Below are 16,518 nucleotides of genomic sequence, written 5' to 3' on the forward strand. Positions count from 1 at the left end.
CCCCGCTACCGGCAGGAGCGGCAGAGGCCGGAGATCGTCAGCCGGTGCGGCGAGGCGACGAAGCCGACGCGGGCTTCGAGCGCGGCGGCCAGGGGCTCGATCACCTTGCCGGGCACCTCGATCACCGTGCCGCAGCGGTCGCAGACGAGGTGGTGGTGGACGTGGTCGACGAGGTGGTAGACGGCCGGACCGGGGCCCAGGTCGACCTTGGCCACCACCGCGAGGCGCTCGAGCGCGTCGAGGGTGCGGTAGACGGTGGAGAGGTGGACATCGGGGTGCTGGGCCTGGACCGCGGCGGCCACGTCCTCCGCGGTCACGTGGTGGTCCTGGCCCCGGTAGAGGCTGGTCACGATGGCCCGGCGGGCGGTGGTGACCCGGCCGCCGTCCTCGCGGAGCAGCTCGAGGGCGGCATCGATCCGCTGGTCGACGTCGTCGTGGACGTGGGGAGCCCGGTGGTGGGCAGGCGTCGGGTCGATCATCGCCGCCCCATCGTGCCCGACCGACGCGCCGTCCGCACCCCTGACCCCGTCCTCGGCTCGCTTCCGGCGACGCCTCTCGCCGAGGTTCGTACGGACGTGCGCCACGGGGACCAGCTCCGTACGAGCCTGCGCTGTGGCCGCCTGGCCCCGACGGGGGAGAACGGCGTGAACAGGACGCGGAGGACGGTGATGGCGCTGACCGTGGCTCGGCCTCGCCCGGGGGGTCCTCCGGTCGCGTTGGCCGTCGCTCGAACCTTGAGCGGGTGACCTGCTCCCGGGAGGCGAAGCGCTCAAGGTTCGAGACCGAGACCGAGACCGAGTCGGGCAGGGGCCGACCGGGGGCGGCGGTACGATCGTGTCGGACGGCTCGGAGGCTGACGTGGGCGTGCAGGAGACCATCACCGATCTCGGTATGAAGGCGATGAACGCCAGCCACCGCATGATCCTGAAGGTGTCGGGCGGCCGGCTGCTGAGCGCGCCCTACGGCATGGCGACCGTCGAGCTCCACACGACCGGCCGCACGTCGGGCCAGCGCCGCTCGACGCTGTTGACCGCCCCGATCCACGAGGACGGGCGGACGGTGCTCGTCGCCTCCAAGGGCGGCGATGACCGCGACCCGCAGTGGTACCGCAACCTGGTGGCCGAGCCCGACGTCGAGCTCACCATCGCGGGTGAGACCCGAGCCATGCGCGCCCGCACCGCGGATCCCGGCGAGAAGGCTGAGCTCTGGCCCCGGATCACCGCTGCCTACCGGGGCTACGCCGGCTACCAGAAGCGCACCGACCGCGACATCCCTGTGGTCATCTGCGAGCCGCGGCGCTGACCGACGCCGTGCCGGGCCCGGCTTGTGCGTTGGTCGCCGGCCTCTCAGAACCGGCCAGGACGGGCGTCTCCCGGACACCCGTTCCGATCGAGAGCGGCCTCTCAGCCGCCGCTGACGGTGCGGCGGGCCAAGAGCGGGTCGGCCTCGATCTGCGTGTCGGTGAAGAGCAGCGGCCGGAGCTGCTTCTCGGCGTAGGCCTCGGTGCCGTCGACGTGGTGAGGTGATCGGGGGTCGCCGGACTGGCCGTAGGCGAGCAGACCCAGGCCCACCGGACCGGTGTTCGTCATCTCGACGGCCATCACGAAGCTGGTGCCGTAGGTGCAGCGGTAGCCGCCGGCACGGAGGCCCGTGCGCTCGGAGCGGCCGGCGAGCAGCTCGAGGGGCGCCGGGCCGGGCTCGAGCGACGAGCCGGCCAGGGCGCCGATCGGCGCCACCACGTTGAGCACGCCCTCGCCCTCGCCGCCGCCGTGGACCGGCACGCGGCTCTCGCCCCGTTGCACCCACTGGACATCGCCGAGGGGTGCGTCGATGGCGATGCCGGCCCGAGCCAGGGCGACGACGGCGCCGCCGGCGGCGATGGCCACCGGGTCCGGGGCGCTGTCGGGGGCGGGGGCGGGGGCCAGTCCGGCGGGGGTGGCGACCGGGTCATCGGCGTCGAAGGCGGCGGCGAAGAGCGGGCCGCCGTTGCGCCACTCGGACTCGGCGAACCCGGCCATGAGCTCCCGCCAGAGGACTGCGCCCACCGAGCCCCGGTCGAGCCGACCGTCCCACCGGTCGAGCACCCGAGCGGCCGGGCCCAGGTCGACCGTGGTGCCCTCGATGTCGACGACCCCGGCCGTCCGGAGCCGGCCGATCGCCGCCTCGACGAGCAGCTCGGCGCTGAGGCTGGCGTTGTCCAACACCGCAGCGACGACGCTCTCGACGGTGGCGCCGCCGAGCTCCGCGATCCGCGCCACGACCCGGTGGTTCTGGCGGGTGCGCAGGCTCTGAGGGGTGCGCTCGAAGCCGTGGAGCACCGAGTACCCCTCGAGCGGCGCCGCGGGGTGGGCCAGCCAGTGGGAGTCGTTGGCGTTGACCACGTAGTCGCGCCGCTCGAGCTGGGGCTGCTCGCAGTGGGGGACCAGGCCGGGGCTGCGGGCCCCAGGCCGGTCGACCCAGTCGTCGCCCGGGTCGCTGCCGTTCAGCAGGGCGATCCGGTTCGCCAGGAGCAACCCGGCGACCACGTCGGTGGCGACCCGGGAGCGGTAGCGGCGCTGGGCATCGGCGGAGATGGCCGGCGTGGCCGACCCGTCGACGTACCACGCCCGCCCGTGGCGGTCGGCGGCGAGGGTGTTGACCCACGGCAGGCCCTGGACCTCGCCGAAGACCCGTTGGAGGTCGTCCATGCTCCGAGCCCTGTCCATCTCCAGGAACTGGCGCACGACGGCGACGTTGTCGATGTTGGCGTCGCGGTAGGTGAACGCGTCCTCCAGGCCCCAGCCGAGCAGCGGCAGGTTGACCATCGGGCCGTGGTGGCTCGACCAGAGCGTGCGCTCGACGGTGGTGAGCGAGCCGTCCTCCTCGCGCACCGCGACGGTGTGGGTGGTGGCGGTCATCTCCCGCTCGTCGTCGCCGTGGCGGTACCGCGTGGGGTCACCGGGCACCAGGTCGAGGCGGGCGAGGGTGAAGCGGTGGCCCTTGGAGAACGTGTGGGCCCAGGCCACATCCGCGTTGAACCCCATCTGCACGCCCGGGGTGCCGAGCAGTGACACCCCGTAGACGTCGAGCTCACCGGGCAGGGTTAGGTGGCACTCCCAGAACCGGGCCTCACCGCCCCACGGGAAGTGCGGGTTGGCCATGACGATCCCGTGGCCCGAGGCGGTCACGTCGCCGCCGAGGGCCCACCCGTTGCTGGCCCCCGCGGGCCCGCCGCCGAGGGCGCTGAGCGGGGACGGCAGGCGAGGGCCGTCGGGGCCCGGCGCCTCGGCCCGGCCGATGATGCCGGCCAGGTTGCGACCGCTGCCCATGAGGGCGACGTCACCCAGGTAGGCGTACAGGTCGGTCTCGTCGATCGGTCGGATCCACTCGGCGGCCGCGCACCACGCCGGCAGCGCGCTGGTCTGAACGGCCTCGGCCAGCCAGGCGTCGTAGCCGGCCACGTAGCCCGAGACGAGGTCGCGCACCTCGGGCGGCTGCGCGGCGCGGAAGGCCTCGGCCCGTTCGACCACGCCGAGCACCCGGTAGCCGAGATCACTGGCCAGGTGCGCCCCGTCGGGCCCGGCGCCGTGGAAGCGGGCCCTCTCGCTGCGGACCTTGACGATCTGGTCGGCGATGGTCGGGAGGTGATCTCGAGCGCAGGCCCAGCCCTGCCCGAAGCCCAGCCCGCCCCAGTCGTGGGCCCGGATGTGGACCACGCCGTGGGTGGTCCACCGGATGTCGGCCTGGTAGCGGCCGTCCCCCTGCTCGGTCACCGGCACACTGGGCCACGTCTTCTGCGTCGGTCGCGACGGCGCCAGGCTCGGGCGGGAAGGCCCTCGCCGGGAGGGCCTCTCAGCGGTCGAGCACGAGGATGCGGGCGGCGGCGAAGGCGCCGATGCCCACGTGGCTGCCGCCGATCTCCACCGTGGTGGTCCCATCGGGCGACGCGGCAGTGACCACGCCGCCGCGCCCCGGGAGGATGTCGGCGCGCTCGAGGAACTCGAGCATCCCCGGGCTGAACTCCAGCTCCTCGGGGATGCGGCTGACGGTGAACGACGAGCCCACCTTCACATCGGCGAGGGGGCTGGCGTCGGGCGCCAGGTAGTCGGCGCCGGGGATGGGGTTGCCGTGGGGGCAGGTGGTGGGCTCCCCCAGCAGGCGGTCCATGGCCTCCTCGACGTTGAGGGAGATGACGTGCTCCCACTTGCCTGCCTCCTTGTGCGCCTCGGCCCAGGAGAGGCCGAGCACGTCGGTGAGGAAGCGCTCGGCGAGGCGGTGGCGACGCACGACGGACTCGCCCAGGCGCAGGCCGTCGGTGGTCAGGGTGATGCGGCCGTCGAGGTCGACGAGGCCTTCGTGTTCGAGCTTGCGGATCATCTCCGACACGGCGGGGCGGGACACCTCGAGGCGCTCGGCGATGCGAGCCTGGATGACGTCGACGTCGTCCTCGTTGAGCTCGAAGATCGCCTCGCAGTACTCCTCGAAGGCGGGGTGGTACTCGGGCGCGCGGTACATGGCCACGGGCAGAGCCTACCGGCGCCGCCCTGCCCGTGGGCGGCCCTCCCGATCCCGGGCGTCGGCCAGCGAATCGACGTCGAATCGCCCTCGGACGCCGTGTGACAGACGTCGTCCGACCTGCTCCCGACGGGCTCGGCTCGGTACGGTCCGCCCGTGCCCCGTCGCCGCCGCTCACCCCGGACGCTGCTCGCCGTCGCCGCCCTCCTCGTCGGGGCCCTGGCCGCCTGTGGCGACGACGAGCCCTCGGGCGCCCCGGCCGACTGCGACCGCATCACCGACGGCGCCGTCACCCTCGTCGGGGAGAACCTGGCGTGGGACACCGATTGCCTCCGGGTCGACGAGGCCACGGAGATCACCTTCACCGTCGACCTGCGCGACGACTCGGTCGACCACAACCTCTCGGTGTTCGGCCCCTCGGGCCGGGAGAAGACCCCCCTCGAGCGGGGCCCGATCACCCAGACGCTGGTCTACGACGCCACGACGTCGGGGCGCCACGAGTACGTCTGTGACATCCACCCCTCGATGGAGGGTGAGCTCTGGGTCGATCCGGCCCGCTGACCGCCGAGATGAGCATGCGCCCTGGGCACCGGTCGGCATCCACCGGAGCGCCGGCCAGCAGGGCCGGTTGTCGCACTCCCCTCGTACCATCACCGGCATCGGCCCTGACCCCTCGACGCCGTCCTCTGCCCCCGGCGACCCGCTCGCCGTCTTCAGCGCGCCGGTGCGCGAGTGGTTCTCCACCTCCTTCGGGGCGCCCACCGACGCCCAGGCCCAGGGCTGGCCGGCCATCGCCGCCGGTGACCACACCCTGATCCTGGCCCCCACCGGGTCGGGCAAGACGCTCACCGCCTTCCTGTGGGGCATCGACCGGCTGATGACCCAACCCCGACCCGTCGACGCCACGGGCACGCCGGTCGAGGGCACCCGCATCGTCTACCTCTCGCCCCTGCGGGCCCTCGCCGTCGACGTCGACAAGAACCTGCGCAGCCCGCTCAAGGGCATCCGGTTCGCGGCCGAGCGGCTCGGCCCCGACGCCGTTCGGGCCCTGGGTCCCGAGCCCACCGTCGCCCTGCGGACCGGTGACACCCCAACCGACGAGCGCCGCACCCAACAGCGCCACCCGCCCGACATCCTCATCACCACCCCCGAATCCCTCTACCTCATGCTCACGTCGAAGGTGCGCGAGACCCTGGTGGGCGTGGAGGCGGTGATCATCGACGAGATCCACGCCGTGGCCGCCACCAAGCGGGGCTCGCACCTGGCCATCTCCCTCGAACGCCTCGAAGCCCTCACCTACCGTCCCCCGCAACGCATCGGCCTCTCGGCTACCCAACGCCCGCTCGATGAGATCGCCCGCTTCCTGGGCGGCTTCGGCGACGACGGCCGGCCCCGACCGGTCACCATCGTCGACGCCGGTAGCCGCAAGGTCCTCGACATCGAGGTCATCGTGCCCGTCGACGACATGGCCGACCTGGGCCAGCCCGTCGTCCCCGGCGAGGGCCCCGATGGCCTGCCCAGCGGCCCGGCCTCGGCCGCATCCACGTCCGCCGACCCCACCCTCCACCCTGGAGGCCCGGCTGCCGCCGGACCGACACGTCGAAGCAGCATCTGGCCCGCCATGCACCCCCAGCTGCTCGACCTGGTGCGCGCCCATCGCTCGACGCTGATCTTCGTCAACGCCCGCCGCCTGGCCGAGCGCCTGGCCACCCGGCTCAACGAGCTGGCCGCCGAGCAGGACGCCATCGCCCGCGGCGAGGACCCGGGTCTGGCCTTCACCGGCGCCGAGGCTGTCGGCCACCCGCCCTCGACGCCCGGCATGCTGCTCGCCCCCGAGCCGCCGCCGGGCGCCGGATCCGGGCCGTCGGCCGGCCCTCCGCCCGAGTCGCCGCCGGTGCCCGAGCTGGTGAAGGCCCACCACGGCTCGATCGCCCGCGAGCAGCGCCTCATCATCGAGGACGACCTCAAGTCCGGCCGGCTGAAGGGCCTGGTGGCCACGTCCTCGCTCGAGCTCGGCATCGACATGGGCGCCGTCGACCTGGTGGTGCAGGTCGAGTCGCCCGGCGCGGTGAGCCGTGGCCTCCAACGCATCGGCCGCGCCGGCCACCAGGTCGGCGAGCCCAGCCGGGGAAAGATCTTCCCCAAGCACCGGGCCGACCTGCTCGAGGCGGCGACCGTCGTGCCCCGCATGGAGGCCGGCTTGGTCGAGGCCATGCGCTACCCCCGCAACCCCGTCGACGTGCTGGCCCAGCAGATCGTGGCCCTCTGCGCCCTCGACGAGTGGACCGTCACCGACCTCGCGGCCCTGATCCGCCGGGCGGCGCCGTTCAACGAGATCACCGACGGCATCTTCCACGAAGTGCTCGACCTGCTGGCCGGGCGCTACCCGTCGGAGGAGTTCGCCGAGCTGCGGCCTCGCATCGTCTGGGACCGTGCCGCCGGGGTGGTCCGGGGGCGTCAGGGCGCCCAGCGCCTGGCTGTGACGAGCGGCGGCACCATCCCCGACCGGGGCCTCTACGGCGTGTTCCTGCCCGACGGCAAGCGGGTCGGCGAGCTCGACGAGGAGATGGTCTACGAGAGCCGGGTCGGTGAGACCTTCCTGCTCGGCGCCTCGACGTGGCGCATCGAGGACATCACGCCCGAGCGCGTGGTCGTCACCCCGGCGCCGGGGCTGCCGGGCAAGATGCCGTTCTGGCACGGTGACGGCCCGGGGCGTCCCCTCGAGCTGGGCCGGGCCGTGGGTGAGACGGTGCGCACCCTGCGCGACATGCCTCGGGGCGAGGCGCTCGAGCGACTGGGCACGGTTCACCGCCTCGACGAGCGGGCCGCGGTCAACCTCCTCGCCTACATCGACGACCAGGTCGCCGAGGGCGCGGTGCCCGACGACCGCACCATCGTCGTCGAGCGCTTCCGCGACGAGATCGGCGACTGGCGCATCTGCGTGCTGTCCCCGTTCGGCGCCCGGGTCCACGCCCCGTGGGCCATGGTGCTCCAGGCCCGCCTCAGCGAGCGGTGGGGCACCCCGGTCGAGCTCATGTGGAGCGACGACGGCATCGTGATCCGCCTCCCCGAGGCCTACGACGAGCTGCCCCTCACCGAGCTGCTCGTCGACCCCGAGGACATCGACGAGATCATCGTCACGCACCTGCCGGGCACGGCGCTGTTCGCGTCGCGGTTCCGGGAGTGCGCAGCGCGGGCCCTGCTCCTGCCCCGCCGCCGCCCCGACCGGCGCACCCCGCTGTGGCAGCAGCGCCAGCGCGCCGCCGACCTGCTCGCCGTCGCCGCCCGGCACCCTCGCTTCCCGATCCTCTATGAGACCACCCGGGAGATCCTGACCGACGTCTTCGACGTGCCTGCGCTGCGTGAGCTGCTCGGCGACCTGCGGGCCCGGCGCATCCGGGCCATCGCCGTCGACACGCCCAAGGCGTCGCCGTTCGCCCAGTCGCTGCTCTTCGGGTGGATCGCCGTCTACATGTACGAGGGCGACGCGCCCCTCGCCGAGCGCCGGGCCGCGGCTCTGGCCCTCGACCGCGACCTGCTGGCCGAGCTCCTCGGCGCCGATGAGCTGCGCGACCTGCTCGACGTCGAGGTCCTCGACGAGGTCGAACGCTCGCTCCAGCACCTCGACGGCAAGGCGCCCGCCCGCGACCCCGACGAGCTGCACGACCTGGTCCGCACGCTCGGCCCCCTCACCGTCGCCGAGCTGGCCCGACGCGCCGACCCCGACGGCGACGCCCGCCGCGCCCGCCTCGCCGCCGAGCGCACCGCCGCCCCGGCCGTGAACCCGGTGGAGCCGACCGGGCCGGCCCCGGGCGCCGCCGGTATGGTGACGGACATCCTCCCGGCGGTGGCCACCGTCCCGCCCGACGGGAGCGAGGCGCACGCTTCCGACGCGGCGGCTGCACCGGCCGGCGCAGCATCGCCCAACGCCGTGCCCGGTGCGGACGAGTGGCCGGCGACGCCGCCGGTGGAGGTCTCCACCGAACCCGTCGCGTGGCCGCCGCCCGAGCGCGACGAGGACGCGGTGGTGGACACCGTCGAGACGTGGGTCGACACCCTGGTGGCTGAGCGACGCGCCATGCGCGTCGGTGTGGCCGGCGAGGCCCGCGTGGCCGCGGCCGACGACGCCGCCCGCCTGCGCGACGCGCTGGGCTGCGCCGTGCCCGTGGGTCTCCCGTCCGCCTTCACCGACCCGGTCGAGCGCCCGCTGCACGACCTCGTCGCCCGCCACGCCCGCACCCACGGGCCGTTCCTGCCCCGCGACGTGGCCCGCCGCTACGCTGTCGACGAGCCCCGGGTCGTCGCCGCGCTGGCCGACCTCGCCTCGCAGGGCCGGGTCGTCAACGGCGAGTTCCGGCCCGGCGGCGTCGAGCGCGAGTGGTGCGACAACGACGTGCTGCGCCGGATCCGTCGCCGGTCGCTCGCCGCCCTGCGGCGCGAGGTCGAGCCCGTCGAGGCCGACGCCCTGGCCCGCTTCCTGCCTGTGTGGCAGGGGGTCGGCCTACCCCGGCGGGGCATCGACGGCCTGGTGGAGGCGCTGGGGGTGATCCAGGGGGCGCCGATCCCCGCGTCGGTGCTCGAGTCCGACGTGCTGCCGGCCCGCCTCGAGAGCTACCGCCCCGCCGATCTCGACGCCCTGGCCGCGGCGGGCGAGGTGGTGTGGGTCGGGGCCGGGGCCATCGGCTCGGGCGACGGTCGGGTGCGGCTCGTCTTCCGTGACGAGCTGGGGCTCCTCGTGCCCGAGGTCGATGTCGAGTCGGCGCCGTCGGGGGCGGTGCACGAGGTGCTACGGAGCCACCTCGGCGCCCGGGGCGCCACGTTCTGGCCCGACCTGCAGCAGGCCGTGGTCGACGCCGAGCTGGCCGGGGACGACGCCTCGCTGCTGGGCGCGCTGTGGGACCTGGTGTGGGCCGGCGAGGTCACCAACGACACCCTCGCCCCGCTGCGGGCCTACGTGGGGTCCCGGGCCAAGGGGGCCAAGGGACCGTCGGCCGGGTCCCGGGCGCGGGCCGGTCGCCCCCGCCCCGGTCGCCTGACCCGCCTCGGCCCGCCGTCGGCCGGGGGCCGCTGGTCGCTCGTCGCCCCGCTGCGCGAGCCGACGCCCAGCCCCAGCGAGGCGGCGCTGGCCCGGGCCCGCCAGCTGCTCGAGCGCCACGGCGTGCTCACCCGCGAGGCGGCCCTGGCCGAGGGTGTCGAGGGTGGTTTCGCCGGTGTGTACCCGGTGCTGCGGGCCATGGAGGACAAGGGCACGGTGCGCCGCGGCTACTTCGTCGCCGGCCTCGGGGCCGCCCAGTTCGCCCTGCCCGGCGCCGTCGATCGCCTCCGCGCCGAGCGCGACCCGATCTCCGAGCGCCGCCCCGTCCGTGGCGGTGCCCCCGGGGCCCCCCCACCCGATCCCGACCCCGACCCCGACCCCGACGAACCCTGGATCCACGTCCCTCCCATGGGGGATGAATCGCTGGACATTGCGCCGACCGGGCCAGACGGTCGGGCGTCGTTCGATCCGATCCCCGCCGGCGACCGGGGCTGGACGGCCGACGATCCCTACCCGGGGGTCCACGGGTGGGACGAAGGCGGAGACGGCGACGACGATCCCGTCGCCGTCCCCGTCGTGCTGGCCGCCACCGACCCGGCCCAGCCCTACGGCGCGGCCCTGCCCTGGCCGGCATCGCCGGGGCGTCCGGCCCGTGCGGCCGGGGCCCACGTGGTGCTGGTCGACGGGCGCCCGGTGGCCTACCTCGAGCGTGGCGGGCGCAGCGTCAACCTGTTCCCCGGCGCCGCCGGCCGTCCCGACGACGGTGCCGGCGACGGCCGTGCCGGCCCGGCCGACGCCGGAGCTGACCAAGGGGGCGATGCCCGCTGGGTCGACGGCATCGTCTCGCTGGTGCGCTCCGGGCGACGTCGATCGGTCGAGATCACCAAGGTCGACGGCGAGCCCGCCCGCGACACCCCCGCCGCCGAGCTGCTCCGCGCCGCCGGCTTCCGCGACTCCTACCGGGGCCTCGTCCTCCGCTCCCGCTGACCGCCGCCCCGAGGGTCAGTCGCCGCCGGCACCGGGGTCGGCGCCGGTGCCGCCCCGGTCGTCGCCTTCCCAACGTTCGTCCTCGTCCTTCCAGGCCTCGTTGCGGGCCTCGCTGGTGGCCTTCCAGTCCTCGGCCGCCTGGCGCGTGTCATAGGGGCCGAGCACCTCCGCGTCGCGGGGTCGCTCGGCGCTGGTCACGGCCCGGCCCTCGGTGAGGTCCCACCACCACTTGTCGCTCACTGTCCGGTCCTCTCGTCGACGGTGTGCTCGCTCGACCCTGCCACGTCCGCGCCATGGGGAGCGGCCGCGGGCGCGATCATGGCGCCGTGGCCCTCCCCGAGCAATCGAGCGCAGCGGACGTCGACACCCCGATGGCCGAGCTGCTCCGCCCCTTCGTCGTCGTCTCGGTGGTGGTCGCGGTGATGTGGGCGGCCGAGCTCGTCGACCTGGTCCCCGGCACGGAGTTCGACCGCTGGGGTGTCCGGCCCCGCAGCACCCGGGGCCTGCTCGGCATCGTGCTGGCCCCGTTCCTGCACCGCGGGTTCGGACACCTGCTGGCCAACACCATCCCGTTCGTGATCATGGGCGGGGCCATCGCCAGCGGCAGCATCGGGCGCTTCGTGCGGGTGGCGGTCATCGTCGGTCTGGTGAGCGGCCTTGGCACGTGGCTCGTGGCGTCGAGCACCTCGGTCCACATCGGCGCCAGCGGGCTGGTGTTCGGCTTCCTCACCTACCTCGTGGTCCGGGGCGTCTTCGCCCGAAACCTGCTCTGGCTGGCCGGCGGGGCCCTGACCCTGTTCGTCTACGGCGGCATCCTCTGGGGCGTGCTGCCCCGGCCCGGCATCTCGTGGTCCGGGCACGTCTTCGGAGCGGTCGGCGGCGTGCTCGCAGCCTGGCTGCTGCACCGCCCCGGTTCCCACACCGAGCCGACGACCCCGCTGGCCCCCTGAGTCGCTGCTCGACGGGCGCTGTGGTCGCAGCCGGGCGCGCGCCGAGTCGACGTCCCCGCTGGCCCCCTGAGCCACCGCTTGCCGGGCGCTACTGGGTGCCGAAGAACCGCAGCTCGAAGGTGCCGCTGGTGTCCCGGCTGATCACCCGGAAGACGTAGACCCCGCCCTCGAGGGGTTCGTCGGCGTTCCACTCCGCGCCGGTGATCACACCGGCCTCTCCGCCGTCCCAGCTGGCCTCCAGGTCGTCGGGCGACGACCACATCTGAACGGTCGTCCGGGCTTCGTCGTCCGCGGCCGAGATGATGCCCAGGTTCGTGCTGGCCTCGAGGCGCACGGCGATGTCGACCACCTCACCCGCCTCGACCTCGACGGGGATGGTGCCGATGAGGGGGCCGACGCCGGGCAGCTGGATGGTCGATGCGTCCACCAGCCGTGGGGGCGGGGCGTCGGCGGGGACCACGACGGGGTCGCGGTCCTCGTCGGGGTCGGTCGTCGCCGTGCTGTCCTCGGTGGTGGTCGGGCTCCCGTCCCCGGTCGTCGGGCTCTGCGTCGACGGCGTGCCCTGCTCCTCACTGGTGGTGGCCCGCTCGGGCTCGGTCGTGGTGCGCTCCGCCCGGTCGTCGCCGTCGCTGTCGTCGGCGACGAGCCAGAAGGTGACCCCGCCGACGAGGAGCAGGAGGGCGGTGACGCCGGCGACCAGTCCGACCACCAGCCCGGCCCCGGGCCCCGGCCGGGGGGTGGGGTCGCGGCCATGGGGATCCCACCCCGGTGGGACGGGCGGGAAGGCGGGACGGCCGGCAGGCGTCGCGTGGGGCGGCCACGATTCCGGGGGCGAGGATGGCGGCGGCGGCGTCGGCGGGGGTGGTGGCAGCGGGCTCAGCGGATCTCCCATCTTGTTCGGGGGGGGGTGAGCCGGACACGGGGTGCCGGCCGGCGACGGGCCTCGGAGGTGAGCAGGGGTCGGGCGGCCCCTGGATCGACAAGGTCTACCCGGCGCCGCCGCCTCTACCCCTGCCCGATAGGGCTCCGGCATGAACCCGAGGGCACCGCACCGCCGAGGGGAGCCATGGCGGTGGGGAGGCCCATAGCTCGCTCGCGCCGCACCTCACCGAGCGGGCGCCGCGAGCGGGCGCTGCGGCGCGGGCCTAACGTCGCCGCTGATGGACGATCTGCACACCCTCGATGCCACCGCCCAGGCCGAGCTGGTCCGCTCCGGGGAGGTCAGCGCGGCCGAGCTGGTCGGCGTCGCCGTGGAGCGGGCCCAGGCGTTGAACGGCGAGCTCAACGCCATCATCCACCCCCGTTACGACGACGCGGCGCGCGAGGCCGAGGGCGAGCTGCCCGACGGTCCGTTCCGGGGCGTGCCGTTCGTGCTCAAGGACCTCGACGGCACCTCGGCGGGGTTGCCGCTGCACATGGGCACCAAGGTCCTGCGCGACCGCGCGTACGTGGCGCCCGCCGACGACACCCTCGCGACGCGCTTTCGCGCCGCCGGGCTCGTCGTGATCGGCAAGACCAACACCCCTGAGCTGGGGCTGGTCCCCTCGACCGAGCCCGAGGCCTACGGCCCGACCCACAACCCGTGGGACCTCACCCGCACCCCGGGTGGCTCCAGCGGCGGCTCGGCGGCGGCGGTCGCGGCCGAGATCGTGCCCTTCGGCCACGCCGGTGACGGTGGTGGCTCGATCCGCATCCCGGCCAGCGCCTGCGGGCTCGTGGGCCTCAAGCCGTCGCGCGGGCGGGTGCCGGTCGGCCCCGCAGTGGGGGAGGCCTGGGCCGGGCTCGTGGGTCGCCTCGCCGTGACCCGCAGCGTCCGCGACACTGCCGCCCTGCTCGACGCCGTCGCCGGGCCCGGCGTGGGCGACCCGTACTGGGCGGCGCCGCCGGCCCGTCCGTTCCTCGCCGAGGTCGGTGCCGATCCGGGGTCGCTGCGCATCGGGTGGGTGGCCGAGGCGCCCGACGGCTCGGCCGTGTCGGACCCCGAGATCACCGCGGCGGTCGAGCGCACCGCCCAGACGCTCTCGGATCTCGGCCACCGGGTCGAGCCGGCCTTCCCCGCCGGCCTGGCCGACGGGGCCACCCTCGCCCACTTCCTCACCTGCTTCGGGGCGTGGACGGCTCGCGAGCTCGACCGCATCGGCGAGATGATCGGCGAGCCCGTCACCCCTGATGGCGTCGAGGCCGGCACGTGGGCCGTCGCCGAGATGGGCCGGAGCGTCACCGCCGCGCAGTACCTGGCCGGCGTCGAGGGCCTGCACGTCGCGGCGCGGGCGATCATCAGCTGGTGGGAGGTCGACGGCTTCGACCTGCTGCTGACCCCCACGATGCCCGAGGTGCCGCCGACCCTGGGCCAGTTCGCAGCGACGCCGGAGAACCCGCTGGCCGGTCTGCTGCGCGCGACGCCGCTCGTGGCCTTCACCGCCGCGTTCAACATCACCGGGCAGCCGGCGATCTCGGTGCCCCTCGCCGAGAGCGGCGACGGCGTGCCGATCGGCATGCAGCTGGTGGGGGCCCCGGCCCGTGAGGACGTGTTGATCCGCGTGGCGGCGCAGCTCGAGACGGCCGTGCCGTGGGCCGGCCGCCGCCCCGCCCGGGCCGGCTGACCCCGCCCGCTGAGGGGGCCGGCCCTCGTTGCGCCGCCGGGCCCGGAGCGTCGTGCGCTCAACCGGGCGGACCACCAGGAGGGTGGAACCTGAGAAGAGTCCGCCGGGCCAGAAGGGGGGGAGTCCAGCCCGGCGGAAGCCCGTGGCATACCCGCTCGACGACCCCTCAACCCTCGAATGTCGACAAGGTCGATTTCGGCCCTGACCAGGGCGACGCGCGCTGGGGATGGCCCCGGGTGCGGCCCCGGGATGGACCATCGTCGCAGGGACCAGACCCGCACGCTCGAGCGCCTCGATGCGAATCGGCCGTGTGACGGGGGAGCCGCTCGCGTCCGGTGCGCGTGTGGTGGCTATGACAGGGCGGTCAGGGCACCCACGACGACGGCCATGAGGGCGATCATGGTGCCGATCGTCCACCGCTGCGCGTCTCGGGCTCGGGCCTCGATGAGTCGATGTGTCGCGGCGGCGTGGCTCGCCATCCGCTGATCGGCGGCGGCGAACCCGGTTGCCATCCGCTGGTCGAGGTCCCGGAGCTCGGCGCGAACCTCCGCGCGGAGCTGGGCCATCTCGGCGCGGAGCTCGGCCATCTCGGCGCGAAGGTGGTCTTTGGTGACGGGTTCCTCGACGTCGCGTGCTGGGAAGTGGGAGAGCACTTCGCCGACCGCCTCCTCGTCGTCGATGATGGTGCCCAGCCCTTGGTACAAGGCTGAGCGGCTGCGCTCGGTCAGGGCCATGACAGTCCTCCGTGGTCGTGATGTCAACGGGGGAAGCTGCGAAACCGACCCTACCGAAGCCCTACGACAGCGGCGGTGGGCGAGTCATCCACGAGCTGGCACCGCTCGGCGCCGACGGTGTGGGCCAAGGGAGCTGCGGCTCGCCTCGGTGCGGGTGTGGTGGCTACGAGAGGGCGGTCAGGGCGGCCACGATGACGGCCATGAGGGCGATCATGGTGCCGATCGTCCACCGCTGCGCGTCTCGGGCTCGGGCCTCGATGAGTCGATGTGTCTCCGCGAACCCGGTCGTCATCCGCTGGTCGGCGGCGGCGAACCCGGCTGCCATCCGGTGGTCGAGGTCCCGGATCGCGGCGCGAAGCTCGGCGCGGAGCTCGGCCATCTCGGCGCGAAGGTGGTCTTTGGTGACGGGTTCCTCGACGTCGCGTGCTGGGAAGTGGGAGAGCACTTCGCGGACCGCCTCCTCGTCGTCGATGATGGTGCCCAGCCCCTGGTACAGGGCTGAGCGGCTGCGCTCGGTGAGAGCCATGACAGTCCTCCGTGGTCGTGATGTCAACGGGGGAAGCTGCAGGACCCGACCCTACCGGGACCCTGTGACAGCGGATCCAGCGAGCCACGATCGACGTCGTCCGTCCTCGCGGCCAACGCTGCGACAGGGGCAGTCCGAACCGGTCATCGCGTATGAGCTGCGGGACCAGCGTGTTCAGCCGAGCAGGCCCCGGCCCTCGAGGTAGTCGCGGGCGACGCTCTCGATGTCCTCCCCGTTGATCGACACCCGCTCGTTGAGAGCGGCCATGGTGTCGCCGTCCAAGCCGCCGAGGATGGCTTCGGAGACCGTCGTCCAGCCCATGCCGTTCTGGCTGAACGCAGCATCAGACACGGTGTATGGGCGAGTTCAACCGGTCCAACGCGACGTAGCGGCAGTGTAGACGTCGTGGGCGGTGGCCCAGCGGAGGCTGCGTCGGGGCATGGTGTTGATGCGGTGCTCGATGGCGCGCAGGTCCTGGTCTCGGAAGACGCGAAGGTTGGTGCCCTTGCCGACGTAGCGGCGGATGAGGCCGTTGCCGTTCTCGTTGGTGGGGCGCTGCCACGGCGAGTGCGGCTCCGCGAAGTACACGTCGATGCCGGTCGCTGCGGTGAGCAGAGCATGGGCCGCCATCTCCCGGCCCTGGTCCCAGGTGAGGCTCAACTGGAGGTTGAGAGGCATCCGATCGACGACCTCGATCAGCGCCCCGAGGGTGGCCTCCGCGCCGTGGCCTTCGGGGAGATCGGCGAGCCACAGGTACCGGCTGGCCCGGTCGAACACGGTCACCAACGCGGACCGGTTGAACGCCCCGATGATCAAGTCGCCCTCGAGGTGGCCGACCACCTCGCGCCCGTTGGCCTCGGCGGGTCGGGTGCCGATCAGGTTGAACTCCCCCAACGGCCCGTTGGCCTTCGGGGTGCCCTGACCAGGGGCGGGGCGGTGCTTGCGGCACCGGCGCCGCCGGTGCAACCCGGCATGGAGCCCCTTGGGCAACCCCCGGCGCCCTTGGGCGTGGATCGCGGTGTAGATCGTCTCATGGGACACCGTTGCGCCGCCGAGGCCGGGGTAGCAGCCCCGGGCCAGCTCGACTGCGATCGTCATCGGCGAGTCCTTCGCCCGCAACCTCGCCTCGACATGGGCGGCCAACACCGGGTTCGCTTCGAGGCGGGTCGCCTGGGGCCGGGCCCGCTGC

The 16,518-nt window shown here is 74.1% G+C and carries 14 protein-coding genes; 5 read left to right on the forward strand and 9 right to left on the reverse strand.

All coding sequences use genetic code 11. The annotated features are described in order from the left end of the window. Positions 1-5: 5 nt before the first annotated feature. Positions 6-479: a Fur family transcriptional regulator gene (locus VNL12_RS08590; protein WP_325593553.1), complete on the reverse strand. Its 474-nt coding sequence runs from the start codon at positions 477-479 to the stop codon at positions 6-8. 412 nt (positions 480-891) lie between these two features. Between VNL12_RS08590 and VNL12_RS08595 the strand changes: the two genes are divergently transcribed. After that, entirely contained in the window at positions 892-1,302 is a 411-nt protein-coding gene (locus tag VNL12_RS08595; protein WP_349257818.1) for a nitroreductase/quinone reductase family protein, read from the forward strand. A 101-nt stretch (positions 1,303-1,403) separates the two neighbouring features. Here VNL12_RS08595 and VNL12_RS08600 read toward each other — a convergent pair whose 3' ends face one another. Both VNL12_RS08600 and VNL12_RS08605 read right to left on the reverse strand, forming a co-directional pair. After that, positions 1,404-3,752, reverse strand: a complete 2,349-nt coding sequence (locus tag VNL12_RS08600; RefSeq protein WP_325593557.1) for a penicillin acylase family protein — start codon at positions 3,750-3,752, stop codon at positions 1,404-1,406. A gap of 79 nt (positions 3,753-3,831) precedes the next feature. Further along, positions 3,832-4,494: a metal-dependent transcriptional regulator gene (locus tag VNL12_RS08605; protein ID WP_325593579.1), complete on the reverse strand. Its 663-nt coding sequence runs from the start codon at positions 4,492-4,494 to the stop codon at positions 3,832-3,834. Between the two features lie 156 nt (positions 4,495-4,650). Between VNL12_RS08605 and VNL12_RS08610 the strand changes: the two genes are divergently transcribed. After that, the gene (locus tag VNL12_RS08610) at positions 4,651-5,055 is read left to right on the forward strand and encodes a hypothetical protein (protein ID WP_325593559.1); all 405 of its coding nucleotides are present in this window, start codon (positions 4,651-4,653) and stop codon (positions 5,053-5,055) included. 97 nt (positions 5,056-5,152) lie between these two features. Beyond that, a complete protein-coding gene (locus VNL12_RS08615; RefSeq protein WP_422653719.1) occupies positions 5,153-10,516 on the forward strand; it encodes an Lhr family helicase in 5,364 nt (1,787 codons plus the stop codon). A gap of 15 nt (positions 10,517-10,531) precedes the next feature. On the opposite strand, the gene VNL12_RS08620 is transcribed toward VNL12_RS08615, so the two are convergent. After that, on the reverse strand, positions 10,532-10,756 hold the full coding sequence (locus VNL12_RS08620) for a hypothetical protein (protein ID WP_325593563.1): 225 nt from the start codon (positions 10,754-10,756) through the stop codon (positions 10,532-10,534). A gap of 86 nt (positions 10,757-10,842) precedes the next feature. Between VNL12_RS08620 and VNL12_RS08625 the strand changes: the two genes are divergently transcribed. Then, complete coding sequence (locus tag VNL12_RS08625; RefSeq protein WP_325593565.1) at positions 10,843-11,466, forward strand: rhomboid family intramembrane serine protease; 624 nt, start codon at positions 10,843-10,845, stop codon at positions 11,464-11,466. A gap of 88 nt (positions 11,467-11,554) precedes the next feature. Here the strand turns inward: VNL12_RS08625 and VNL12_RS08630 are convergent, their stop codons facing one another. Beyond that, on the reverse strand, positions 11,555-12,175 hold the full coding sequence (locus tag VNL12_RS08630; RefSeq protein WP_325593567.1) for a hypothetical protein: 621 nt from the start codon (positions 12,173-12,175) through the stop codon (positions 11,555-11,557). Positions 12,176-12,626: 451 nt separating this feature from the next. On the opposite strand from VNL12_RS08630, the gene VNL12_RS08635 reads away from it, so the two are divergent. Beyond that, positions 12,627-14,069, forward strand: coding sequence for an amidase (locus VNL12_RS08635; protein WP_325593569.1), 1,443 nt, complete (start codon positions 12,627-12,629; stop codon positions 14,067-14,069). Positions 14,070-14,419: 350 nt separating this feature from the next. On the opposite strand, the gene VNL12_RS08640 is transcribed toward VNL12_RS08635, so the two are convergent. From VNL12_RS08640 to VNL12_RS08655, 4 genes are all read right to left on the reverse strand, one after another. Continuing rightward, positions 14,420-14,803: a hypothetical protein gene (locus VNL12_RS08640; protein ID WP_325593571.1), complete on the reverse strand. Its 384-nt coding sequence runs from the start codon at positions 14,801-14,803 to the stop codon at positions 14,420-14,422. Between the two features lie 163 nt (positions 14,804-14,966). After that, positions 14,967-15,329, reverse strand: a complete 363-nt coding sequence (locus VNL12_RS08645; RefSeq protein ID WP_325593573.1) for a hypothetical protein — start codon at positions 15,327-15,329, stop codon at positions 14,967-14,969. 174 nt (positions 15,330-15,503) lie between these two features. Beyond that, positions 15,504-15,680, reverse strand: a complete 177-nt coding sequence (locus VNL12_RS08650; RefSeq protein ID WP_325593575.1) for a hypothetical protein — start codon at positions 15,678-15,680, stop codon at positions 15,504-15,506. A gap of 15 nt (positions 15,681-15,695) precedes the next feature. Further along, positions 15,696-16,518 (reverse strand): IS30 family transposase (locus VNL12_RS08655; protein WP_325593577.1); only part of this gene is annotated, 823 nt, incomplete at its 5' end.

Origin of the sequence: Iamia sp. (assembly GCF_035575815.1) — a bacterium.
GTDB lineage: Bacteria > Actinomycetota > Acidimicrobiia > Acidimicrobiales > Iamiaceae > Iamia.

Coding starts and splice junctions, on each gene's coding strand:
- VNL12_RS08635 (WP_325593569.1), top strand. CDS start 12,627: ATGGACGATCTGCACACCCTCGATGCCACCGCCCAGGCCGAGCTGGTC.
- VNL12_RS08590 (WP_325593553.1), bottom strand. CDS start 479: ATGATCGACCCGACGCCTGCCCACCACCGGGCTCCCCACGTCCACGAC.
- VNL12_RS08645 (WP_325593573.1), bottom strand. CDS start 15,329: ATGGCTCTCACCGAGCGCAGCCGCTCAGCCCTGTACCAGGGGCTGGGC.
- VNL12_RS08640 (WP_325593571.1), bottom strand. CDS start 14,803: ATGGCCCTGACCGAGCGCAGCCGCTCAGCCTTGTACCAAGGGCTGGGC.
- VNL12_RS08605 (WP_325593579.1), bottom strand. CDS start 4,494: ATGTACCGCGCGCCCGAGTACCACCCCGCCTTCGAGGAGTACTGCGAG.
- VNL12_RS08595 (WP_349257818.1), top strand. CDS start 892: ATGAAGGCGATGAACGCCAGCCACCGCATGATCCTGAAGGTGTCGGGC.